The sequence below is a fragment of the Pandoraea captiosa genome (genome assembly GCF_902459775.1).
Lineage (GTDB): Bacteria > Pseudomonadota > Gammaproteobacteria > Burkholderiales > Burkholderiaceae > Pandoraea > Pandoraea captiosa.
Window position 1 is genome coordinate 126,699 of sequence record NZ_CABPSQ010000014.1, and the last position, 10,461, is coordinate 137,159.

General features: G+C 61.3%; 12 protein-coding genes and 1 pseudogene. 2 read left to right on the plus strand and 11 right to left on the minus strand.

The annotated features are described in order from the left end of the window. Positions 1-2: 2 nt before the first annotated feature. Positions 3-233: a hypothetical protein gene (locus tag PCA31118_RS24030; protein WP_174990587.1), complete on the minus strand. Its 231-nt coding sequence runs from the start codon at positions 231-233 to the stop codon at positions 3-5. On the opposite strand from PCA31118_RS24030, the gene PCA31118_RS24035 reads away from it, so the two are divergent. Continuing rightward, entirely contained in the window at positions 232-675 is a 444-nt protein-coding gene (locus tag PCA31118_RS24035) for a hypothetical protein (RefSeq protein WP_150627478.1), read from the plus strand. The two genes, PCA31118_RS24030 and PCA31118_RS24035, sit on opposite strands and share 2 nt — an antisense overlap. A gap of 9 nt (positions 676-684) precedes the next feature. On the opposite strand, the gene PCA31118_RS24040 is transcribed toward PCA31118_RS24035, so the two are convergent. The 9 genes and pseudogenes from PCA31118_RS24040 to PCA31118_RS24080 form a co-directional block, all read right to left on the minus strand. Then, on the minus strand, positions 685-1,788 hold the full coding sequence (locus tag PCA31118_RS24040; protein ID WP_246190416.1) for a phage late control D family protein: 1,104 nt from the start codon (positions 1,786-1,788) through the stop codon (positions 685-687). 101 nt (positions 1,789-1,889) lie between these two features. After that, a complete protein-coding gene (locus tag PCA31118_RS24045) occupies positions 1,890-2,528 on the minus strand; it encodes a phage tail protein (protein ID WP_150627479.1) in 639 nt (212 codons plus the stop codon). Positions 2,529-2,538: 10 nt separating this feature from the next. Continuing rightward, positions 2,539-5,199: a phage tail tape measure protein gene (locus PCA31118_RS24050; protein WP_150627480.1), complete on the minus strand. Its 2,661-nt coding sequence runs from the start codon at positions 5,197-5,199 to the stop codon at positions 2,539-2,541. After that, a complete protein-coding gene (locus tag PCA31118_RS27715) occupies positions 5,196-5,273 on the minus strand; it encodes a GpE family phage tail protein (RefSeq protein ID WP_425495400.1) in 78 nt (25 codons plus the stop codon). Before PCA31118_RS27715 ends, PCA31118_RS24050 begins: the two co-directional genes overlap by 4 nt. A 23-nt stretch (positions 5,274-5,296) precedes the next feature. Then, on the minus strand, positions 5,297-5,614 hold the full coding sequence (locus PCA31118_RS24060) for a phage tail assembly protein (protein ID WP_150627481.1): 318 nt from the start codon (positions 5,612-5,614) through the stop codon (positions 5,297-5,299). Between the two features lie 59 nt (positions 5,615-5,673). Further along, on the minus strand, positions 5,674-6,186 hold the full coding sequence (locus PCA31118_RS24065; protein WP_150627482.1) for a phage major tail tube protein: 513 nt from the start codon (positions 6,184-6,186) through the stop codon (positions 5,674-5,676). A gap of 24 nt (positions 6,187-6,210) precedes the next feature. After that, positions 6,211-7,390: pseudogene (locus tag PCA31118_RS24070) on the minus strand (phage tail sheath protein). A 116-nt stretch (positions 7,391-7,506) separates the two neighbouring features. Then, on the minus strand, positions 7,507-8,244 hold the full coding sequence (locus PCA31118_RS24075) for a DNA-methyltransferase (protein ID WP_246190414.1): 738 nt from the start codon (positions 8,242-8,244) through the stop codon (positions 7,507-7,509). After that, positions 8,213-8,404 carry a Com family DNA-binding transcriptional regulator gene (locus PCA31118_RS24080; RefSeq protein WP_150627483.1) on the minus strand — a complete coding sequence of 64 codons (192 nt, stop codon included), beginning with the start codon at positions 8,402-8,404 and terminating at the stop codon, positions 8,213-8,215. The genes PCA31118_RS24075 and PCA31118_RS24080 overlap by 32 nt, the downstream gene beginning before the upstream one ends. Positions 8,405-8,780: 376 nt before the next feature. Here PCA31118_RS24080 and PCA31118_RS24085 point away from each other — a divergent pair, with 376 nt between their 5' ends. Beyond that, positions 8,781-9,776, plus strand: a complete 996-nt coding sequence (locus PCA31118_RS24085) for a tyrosine-type recombinase/integrase (RefSeq protein ID WP_150627484.1) — start codon at positions 8,781-8,783, stop codon at positions 9,774-9,776. A 2-nt stretch (positions 9,777-9,778) separates the two neighbouring features. Here PCA31118_RS24085 and PCA31118_RS24090 read toward each other — a convergent pair whose 3' ends face one another. Further along, a complete protein-coding gene (locus PCA31118_RS24090; RefSeq protein WP_150627485.1) occupies positions 9,779-10,135 on the minus strand; it encodes a phage tail protein in 357 nt (118 codons plus the stop codon). Between the last annotated feature and the right edge of the window lie 326 nt (positions 10,136-10,461).

Consider the following 10,461-nt stretch of genomic DNA (forward strand, 5'->3'; position numbering starts at 1 on the left):
CGCTACGCGCGCTTGCAGCAGCAATTGCAGCGCGGCACCGCCTGATACTGGCCGCCAGAGAGCGCAATCGAGAGTGCCTGCGCAACCGTCTCGGCGGGCATCTCGCTCAACACCTTGAGCCAAAAATTGCGGGCACGCACGCTATCCATGTAGTGCCGGATCTGATTGTCGATGCCGCTCAGCACGACTTCGAGCTGCTCGGACTCATTTTTTTCAAGGGGATTTTGCGGCATGGATAACTCCAATATTGAAAGGTTTGACGAATGTGCGGGCCAAGTGCTGGCCGCGCTATACAACAAGTTTCCGAAGCCGTGCGCACTATTGCCAGGTGACTTCATCGAGGGCGGAAAAGCGGCCGTGTTGGACCCCGACGAATTCACGGGCGCGGGACTGATGCCCGACGCGGAGTTCTTCATGGACACGGTGTCGTGGCTCGAAATGTCCGGCTTTATTGCGATCAAGGACAGAGGGCAACATTACTTCTCGCAATGCGTGCTGACCGCGAAGGGCCTTGTGGCGCTGAATGCTTTCCCGGCTTCGTTGCAGGGCGACAAGTCGTACGGTGAGCAGATGCGCGACGCAGCAAAGAAAGGTGCCAAGTCTGTGTTGAGTGCGCTTACGAAGGAAGTCATAAGCTCGGCTGTCGGCGCCGCGTTTACTGCCATCACGAAGTAGGCGATGCGCTTACTCTTTTTCATCCGGCACTTCCGTTGCCTTGATCTCCAGCTCAATCTGCGTCGTGAATCCGCCGTTTGAGTCGAGTGTGTGCCGGGTCTTGGCGAGAAGCCAATCGGTGTTATCGATCTGCGGCTTGAACCCGCGCACGGACACCGGCACCTCGGGGAACAGCTCAGCGTTGCCGCGTGCAAGCGTCATTGAGAATGTCGCTACGCCACGCTGTATGCGTTGCCACTCGGCACGCGCGGCGCGCAGCGCGTTGGTCTTGCTGGCGTAGGTGTGCCGCAGCTCCTTCGTATTGCCGGTGGGTTCGACCACCGACGCTTCCGGCTTCGCGTTCTTTCGCTTTTTGGCCGAGCCGTTTGCGTTACCGGTCGACGTCGACGTACTCGTTTCGGCTACTGACGTGACTACGACCTGGCCCTTCTTCGCTGCCCGGGTGTCCTGGTAATACGCGACCACGGAATCGAACGACTCACGGTCTGCAACGGAGAAGTGATGCTGGTCCCCGAGCTGGCGGGTGATGGTCAGGCGCGAGAGCGGCTTACCTGATGCCGTCAACGACTGGCCCAGTTTCGTGAAGAGCAGTTTGTCTGCTTTAACGGTAGCTATGGCGTCGAACATCTTTGCCACGCGCGTGAGGAAGCTCGCGTCCGATTCGCCGGTCTGGTCGATGTGCGACAACAACTGATTTGCCAGCGCCGAGGCGATCATCGCGCCCAGGTTGTGACGCTGGGCAATCAGGTTGACCAGGTCGAGCAGCGAGACGTTGTGATACGACGATTCCCGCTTCTTCGTCAGACCAGAGCGCAGATCGGCGCTGCGTGCGCGGATGACGATGCGATCAGGCGGCCCGGTGTGGGTGATCTCATCGACAGTGAACTTCCCTTTGTCGATCAGGCCCTCGTGCTTCCACCCGAACGCCACCGCGAGTTTCGCGCCGCGCGACGGCAGCTCGAGCGTGCCGTCGGCGTCGTCCAGTTCGATATCGAGCTGGTCCGCTTCGAACCCTCGGTATTCCTCCAGAGACAAGCTGATAAGCCTGCCGGTGAATGCGCCCGTTATGTCCTTGCCGTCTTTGGTGATGCGATAGATGGGCACGGGCACCATGTCGTCCTGCGCACCGAGCAGCTTGCCCGCAATGCCCGTGACGCCACCGACCATACCGACTGCGCTACTCGCCAGACCGGCGATGCTTCCCAGTGCTTCAATCACAGTACCTTCCCCACCACTTTGCCGACGGCACCGCTGACGACGTCACGGGCAAGGTCGCTAGCGATATTGCCCGCAAGACTACCCACAACCCCACCCGCAACGCCGCTAACTACTCCACCCACAGCATCGCCAACGGCTCCGCTAACCAGCCCACCAACGCTCCCCAAGGCCCCGCTAACGAGGCCGCCAACACTCCCGAGAAGATCCCCCGCCATTCCGCCCAGCAGGCCTGTCGCGAGTCCCAGGAGACGCAGGTCGTAGTTGTCTGTGCGCTTGAACGTCGCGGTGAAGTCGATGCGGCGAGGGGCACCATTGTCGAAAAACAGCGTGCTGGTGGTCTCCAGACTCTCGAGCGTGTAAATGCCGTAGATGTTGCCGGTCCCCTCGAGCAGCGGCCACGCCTTGCCCTGAGAGCCGAGAGTCTCCAGCATCTTGAGCGACATTCGCCCACCGGTCAGCTCAGGCAGCAGCGTGCCGCGTAGCGTGATCGGCTCCTCGTCCGGGCCTAGGAATTGACGGTCGGGGCGCAAGCCGATGCGGGGATTCGCGGCAAAACGCCAGTTGAGCTGGCGCGACAGTTCCTGGTATGGGACCGTACTCAGCGTGAATACGAAAAGCCCGTAAGCCATCATCATGATGCGTTCCTCAATCCTTATCGCCGAAGCGAGAGCGGGCGCGGGCGGCGTCCTTGCGCTGTAGCTCGATGATCTTGCGCTCGACCAACTGCGCGAGCTGCGACTCGTTCATGCCCGGCGCTGCGTGAATGTGAATCTCATAGTGGTTGCCGGCGACCGGCGCGGCACTCTGAAGCGGCGAGGAGATGGGCGGGCGCATGTCGAACGCTGTGCTTGCCAGCGCAGGCGAGCCGGCAGCGATCGCCAGGCCGGCACCAGCGCCGGCGATCTGGCGGGCGAGCTGCTGCACAGCAGACAGCGGGCCGTCCTGATTGCCGGTGATGCCTTGCTCAAGCCCAGCCATCGTGAAACCGCCCAGCTCAGCGAATACGCGGCTCGGAGAGTGAATGCCGAGCTTCTCCTTGAACCAGGAAACCGTCCGCTCGCCCAGCCCTACAACGGCGTCTTTGACGTATGACGCCGCCGAGGTGATGCCGTTGGCCAGGCCGTTCACGATGTTGGTGCCGAACTCACTGAATTTGCTCGGTAGCTCCACGCCGAACCAACTCATGACGCCGGCGAATGCTCGGTAGAAAATGCCAAGCGGCGACCAGTCGAGAATCAGTGCGGTGACGCCAGCAATGCCCCCGCTGAACGCGGACTTGATTTCGTTCCAGATGCCGAGGAAGAACGTCTTCACCTGGTCCCAGTTCCGATAGATCAGATAGGCAGCGACGGCGATGGCGGTTAGTGCGAGGCCAATCGGTGTCGTCAGCAACATGCGCCCCATCCACAGCAGCGAGCTGCCAACGAATCTAATCGCCCCACCTAGCAATCGCATGACGGTCGACAGCACGCCGCCCTGAATGCCTGCGGCCTGCATCATGAATCGCAGGACAGCGAGAGGGCCAAGCACCGCCGCGAGAGCGAGCATAGCCGGACCGATCAGCAGCAGAGCGCCAGCGATGCCGGCAATCGCCAACATGACCACTTTGGCGACAACGGTGTGGTGCTCCATAAAGCCCGTCAATCCCTTGACGACGCCCGAGAGTCCCTCGACGCCGGCCACGTACATCGGCAGGACACGCTCGCCCATCTCAAGCCACAAATCGTGAACCTTCGCCTGCAGGTCCAGCTCCTTGCCGGTCGGGCTATCCTTCGCGAGTTTGTCGAGCGTGCCAATATCGGCCGCGCCTCGATTGAGCTTCTCATTCTTGCGAATCTGGTCGCGCTGGAGGTACATCTGGCCGAACAGGTTCGATGCCGTGCGGTTCGAGAAGATGCCGCCGATGGCGTCAAGCACCGCCTGCTTCTCCGTGATGCCTTTCGCGGCGAGCGCCGGCAGCAGCACCTGCTCCATCCATTCGAACTGGTTCTCGCGAAACAGCTCGGAGCCTTTGAGCGCTCCGGGATTGATGTGTGCGATCTGCCCGGCCTTGTCGTTGGACACCTTGCTACGGTCGCCAATGAGACCCAACGCGTCGAGATTCTGCGCGGCGCGCTTGGTAGTGCGCCCTTGATACAGGCCCGAGTACGCGCTCATCAGTGCCGTGCCTACGCGATTGCCGCTCATTTCCTGCACCAGCGGCTCGAGCTGGTAGTAAAACGCGTCCGAGTTGATGCCCTTCGCGGCCAAACCACCGGTCTTGATGAGGTTGAGCCATTCCTCGGGGCCGACGCGACCGCCGGTCGCCGTCAGCACCTTCTGCACCATGTTGGCTTGCTTGTTGAACTCGGCTTCGCTCGTTAGGCCACCGCGCATTTCGATGACCTTGAGCATATCCATGAACTTCTTGTCGTTCTCTTCGCCCTTCTCGTCGCCGTACAGCGCCTTGTTGGCGAATTTCATTTTCGCTAGCAGCGGCGTCACCATCTCGGCGTGGTGCGCGTCAGCAAACACCGTCAACGCGTCGCGCATCAGCTCCGTGTTCTCGGTGCGGCTGGTGCCGAAGGTCTTCATCTGGCGGGCGAAGTCGATAGCTTCCTTCGTCTCCTTATCACTTAGGCCGAGCGCACGCACGCGCTGAATCTCCGTGGCCATGTGCTTCGATTCGTGCAGACCGCTCTTCACGGGCATGCCGACCACTGCGCCGGCGGCGGTGGCACCGATGCCAGCGCCGGCCATCGCGCCGGCCGTGGAGCGCAACTTGTCCCGTCGTTCGCGCGCGACGCTCATTCGCTCCTGTTGACGTTGCAACTGCACCAGTCGGTCGCGCTGCGTGGCCATCGCTGCATTGGTTGCTGCGATATCGCCGCGAAGCTGGCGCTCGTGCGTGCCCAGGTCGCGCGTGCTGACTTTGGCGGCGGACAAGCGATCTCGCAACGCTTGGAGCTTCTGACTCTGCTGCTGGTGCTGATTGTTCAGATCGCGCGCGGCCCGCACGGCCACATTGAACTCGCGCGTCATGGCGCGCGTGGGTGTCTCCGTTTCCTTGATGCCGCGTGCGAGCTGCTGCACGCGCTCTTCGGCCGCGCGCAGGGCCGTGCTGGTGCCGCGCAAACCCTTGTGGAGTTCGCGGAACTCGCCGACCGTCTTCTGCGTCTTCTCGAGTTCCTTGAGGCGGTCGCGTGTTTCCTTGAGACCGCGTGCCATCTCCTTGTTGGTGCCGAGGATCTTCCGCGTGTTGGCGGTCATCTGGTCGACTGTCTTCCACAGCACTTCGAGCTGCAGCTTTCGCCCTGCGTCGCTCATTCGTCGGTTGCTCCGCTACGTACTCGGGCGCGCTCGCGCCATTTGATGAGATCGGCGAGGCTCCAGTCGTCCATTGCGGAAGGCTGGAAGCCGAATATCACTGCAACGTCGGCGAAGGCGTCGTCGACGTCTGCAGGTATGCGTCCGCCTTCACCGATTTCGGAGCCAAAAAACCGGTCACCGCCATCCCGATCTGCATCAGGTCCGCAATGTCCATGCGAGCGACCTCCTGTTCCGACAGCGTCGGCGTCGTAATGCGGGGCAGCACCTTCATGAGCGCCAAAACGTCCATATGTGCGAGATCGACAAGATTCACGCCGCGCAGCTCGCCTGCACCAGGCTTACGCACTTCGACCTGCTCGACCTTGTTGTCGCCGCGCTGGATGGGGGCGTCGAGGGTGATGATTTCTTTCATGATGGAAGCTCCTGGGATTTGAAGCGTAGAAGGGGCCGGTGATGAGCCGGCCGCAGGGATTACAGGCCGATGGCCTTGCGCTGTTCTGCGAGTCGGTCGACGCCGTTCACGACCTCGATGAAGTTGACCAGGTCGATTTCGACAATGGTCGTGCCGTTCACGGAGTACTTGAAATACGTCACCGACATGGTCGGCTTGAAGTCGCTCTTGTCGCCGGCCTTTGACGAACCCGGGTCGATTTCCTTGTAGCGGCCGCGCAGCACGACCTCGATGGAGTCGCCGGAGCCTTCGCTATCGTCGTCTTCGATGTAGCCGGCGAAGCGCAGCATCACGCCGTCGATCTTGGAGATGCCCCATTGCTCGTACACCTGGCGCATCGGTCCAGGGTAGGTTTGCGTCGACTCCATCTTTTCCATGCCGAGATCGACTTCGACCTCGCCATTCATGCCGCCCGTGCGAATCGCCTCCATCTTCCGGGCCAGCTTCGGAATCGTGAACTCCGCACACTTACCCATCCAGTTCTCACCGTTGTGGAAGACGTTGAAGTTCTTGAGAATTTTCGGCAATGCCATGTTCGTTTCCTCGAGTGACGTCGATTAGGCGGCTTGCGCGACCTTGGCCGCGAAGTCAACCAGGTATCGATCGGTGAAGCGCTGACGGAGCTGGAGGTTCTCCAGCGGCGGGACCGGCGTGTAGTCGTAGTCGATGAACAGCTGGCCGCTCTTGAGTGTTTCCTTGGTATTGGCCGTCTCGTCGTACCAGGCGGCACCACCGATCAGATAGCCCGCCCTGACCATCGACCGCAGTTTCGCGTTGATGCCCTCGATAATGTCGCGCGCCAGCGACGGGTTAAGCGGGCCGTCGACCGCCCAGAAATGTGCTTCGGCCATCGTGTCGGCGAGGATCTGCGCGGTGCGGGGTGTAGTTCTCGAAGGCGAAGAGCGGATCTGCCGAGCAGGTGCGCGAACCCCAGAAGCGGAAGCCCGTGTGATTGATCAGCGTTGTGACGTCGTGGCTGTTCAGGAAGCCGGCGTCGGTGGACGGGTCTTGCAAGTCCCAGAAGACGTCCTTCGAGAGGCCGGTAACACCGTTGACCGGCACGTTGGAAAGCGTCTTGTGCCAGCCCGTTTCGTTATCGATCTTCGCGCGCATGCCGAGGGCACGCGCGACGGCGTAGGCCGACGCTTCGGCGTTCTTCGTGGTGTCCCAGCTCACGAAGTCCGGCCAGATCAGCATCGTCTCGCGTGCGCCGAAGTTCTCGCGGTAGGTGACGACTTCTTCCTTCGTCGCACACTCCCACGCCGACGCGTATTGGAACGCACGGAGCTTTTGCGCAAGGCCGGTCAGCTCGGACGACACGGCGAGGCTGTCGAAACCGGGTACGCCGAGAATACGCGGCTGCACACCGACCTTGTTCTTTGCCGAGAGCAGCGCCTTCATGCCGGTGTATTTGCCGTCGGCAGCGGTGCCGCCGATGATGGCCGACGTGGTCTCGGCGTCGGTGGAACCTTCGGCCACGCGCACGATAACGGTCGCGCAGTTGGTCTGGTCGGCAATGGCGTCGAGCGCCGGCGCGAGCGTGCCCTTCGTGCCCGCCTTGGCGAGAGCGGCCTGCACGTTGGTCTTCAGAACGGGCGTGTTGAGCGGGTACTCTGCCGCGTCGGCGTCTTGCGACGTGCAGACCATGCCGATGACGGCAGTTTCGATGGTACGGATGGGACGCGTGCCGTCGTTGAGTTCGAGCACGCGTACGCCGTGGTGATAATCGGTTGGCATTCAGATCCTCCGGAGGTGTTGGAAAGCCTGCCAGTAGGATCACTCGCGCTCGCGCGAGAAGCACGAGCGCGGTGTTGTGCTGAACGACGGCACAACAATGAATGCCCAAACTCGCGCTACGCTGCCTTCAATCGCTCACATGCGATGTCGTGATAGGCGGGTTCCAACTCGCACCCGATGAACGCGTGGCCGGCATCCTGTGCAGCACGCAAGAACGTTCCGCTGCCTGCGAACGGATCAAGCACCGTGGAGCCGGGAGGAACGAGCCGGACGACCTGGCGTGCCAGCTCTTCAGGCTTCTGCGTCATATGTTGCTTCGGACGCGGCAGGCGCTCGGTAAACACACCAGGCAAAAACGTGCCTGAGTCCTTCGGCAAGCTCCCGCGCGAAGCCCACACCATGTACTCCGCTTGAGCTGCGAAGCCGCCACGGCGCGGCCGTGCGCAGCCTGGTGTTTTGTCCCACACGGCAACCCCATGCCAGATGAATCCTGCCCCCTGCACCGCATCGGTCAGACTGGGCAATTGCCGCCAATCGACAAAGCAAACGAGGTAGCCGCCGGCGCGCGTGACGCGATACGCCTCGGCCAGCCAGGTCATGCACCAGAACGTCCACGAACGCTGGTCCTTGTTGTCGTGAGAGAAGTCCGGGTAGAGGCCGTTCGAGCTGTTGATGTACTTCTCGCCAGGCGGGCGTGCACGCGAACCGCTATGCAGCCCGCCGGATGAGTAAGGTGGATCGGTGAACACCAGGTCGATGCTCTGGTCGGGCAAACGCCGCATGACGTTCAACGCGTCCTCTCGGAAGACGCGATTTTGAAAATCAGCGAGGTGATGGGGGGCCTTGTTGCTCATGTGAGAGTGTCCTCATATCCGACGCTCTGTGGCGCGCTGGTATGGGGCTCTCGGCCCTCAGAAAATTAAGCGTGCCGCAACGGACACATTTGATGGAGAGGCGAACATACTCGCCTTCCCCGAGCTTACGGTTGCACGAACCGCAGCGAATTTCCTGCATGGAATAGCCTTGCACAATTGTGGTAAGGTTGCGCGGCCTGTCGACAGGTGGCGTGGCCTTGCCAAACTTGCAGGATTGTTCTGCGAGGGCGGGGCGTGTGGGGTGTTAGCGCACCCGACACGTCGCCGCGTCTTTTCCAACACCCAGCACGTCGTCGCCTGGTCAATACTCCGAGAGCATCTACAGACGCATGCACCATCGGGTGTTGGAGTCTGCTCGCAGCATCCCTCACGCACGCGCAAGACGCACGCGGCGAGTGTTGTCGTGTCAGTTCGCACAACACCTGTATAGCTGCCGCCCCCTGATCGTATCGCTCCGGCACCACTCCAGTACGCGACACGTCGTCACCACGTCGCTACCTGTGTCTAAACCTGCAATGAAACCTGGTCGCCTTCGGCGGACCACGCCCCCCACTCTTGCCGCTGCCATTGGCCGGTATCTAATCGAAGTCTCTCCCCTCAAGAAGAGCCAGACCGCAGAGCAATCGATTGCGAAGACATGGTTATCCACTCGAATCGCAGGGCGACCGATCGATCGGATTAGAAACACGGACGTCATTGCACTTCGCGACGAGTGGGCGACCGAAAAGGCAGCGGCGACGGTCGTGCGCCGGCTCGCGTTCCTCTCCCACGTTTTCACCGTCGCGCGGAAGGACTGGGGATGGACCGAACTGGCGAACCCCGTTCAGCTCGTCCGTCGCCCGATGGTGGACGACGCGCGCGACAGGCGCGTCATGGGGCAGATTCGCATGCGGGGGGTGTCGGCTGAGGATTGCCCGCGCAGCGAGCTTGAGTGGATCATCCGCGCGACCTCGTCGCGCGAGCTACCGGTCATCGTGACCCTGGCCGCTGAAACGGCGATGCGTAGAGCGGAGATTTGTCGCATGCGGCGAGAGCATGTGGACTTGTTGCATGGCGTTGTGCACTTGCCGGATACAAAGAACGGCACATCTCGAGATGTGCCGCTGACACCGTGGGCACGCGAGACCCTCCGTCAGCACCTTGCTGGAAAACCGCAACGAGGGCCGATATTCTCTGTGACTCCGGGTGCCGCGACGCGAGCTTTCATTCGTGCACGGACGCGCGCACGTGAGAATTATGAGGATCTATGCCGCTCTCTCGGACGTCGCCCGAACCCGGCCTTCTTCACGGATCTTCGCCTGCATGACCTACGGCACGAAGCGACGTCGGTGCTGGCACCGATCTTCCAGTTGCACGAGCTGGCGAAGATAAGCGGACACAAAAGCACCCGCATGCTGTTGCGTTACTACCATCCGGACGGCCGCGAGCTTGCGAGAAAGATTGCGCGCAGCCCGCTTGGACGTAAGCAGGCTGCGCGGATTCGATCCGAACGCGACTCGACGGACGTGTGAATTTATTCGTCAGAAGACGGCGGCGTCGTGACCACCGCGGGCGTTTCCGTTAGCCACGCCGGAATCGGGCCATCGCCATGATAGGTGACGCTTTCACCGTCGATTTCTATTACGGAGCCAAGCGAGTACTGATCGCCGCTGTGTGCGACATAGAGGGTCTTGCCACGATTGTCTTCTACCAACTTCCATACGCCTTCGGTCCACTTCGGCACCTTACCGGTCACCGCGACTGGCGGCTCAATTTCGACCGCGCCGTAAGGGACGTTGTATTCACCAGGCGACAGGTACAGTTCGTTGGCCGTCGTCGGATACAGAAAGCGTCCGTGTTCATCAGTTTGGTACACGGTTTTGTATTCCATTGTGCTTCTCCTAAAGGTACTTTCACTGCAAATGCGACTACGCTTGGTTCTTACAAGGCGGATACGTTGCGGAGCCACAGCCACGGGCTGAGTCCGTCATATATTTCGACAGACCTTTCAGGTGACGCAAACATCGGCTCCGGGTCGTACCAGATCCGGCGAACGAGCGCCACGCAGACGTTTGGATCGGCTGAAACCGCACCAAGGCACACCGCATATGCGCCGCGTATCCATGTGTAGCGTCCGCTTCACTGCAAATGCGAGGACGCTCGGAAGCACACAGCGTGACGCCGATCAACGGCTGACAGGCCGCGTCGGAAGTGTCC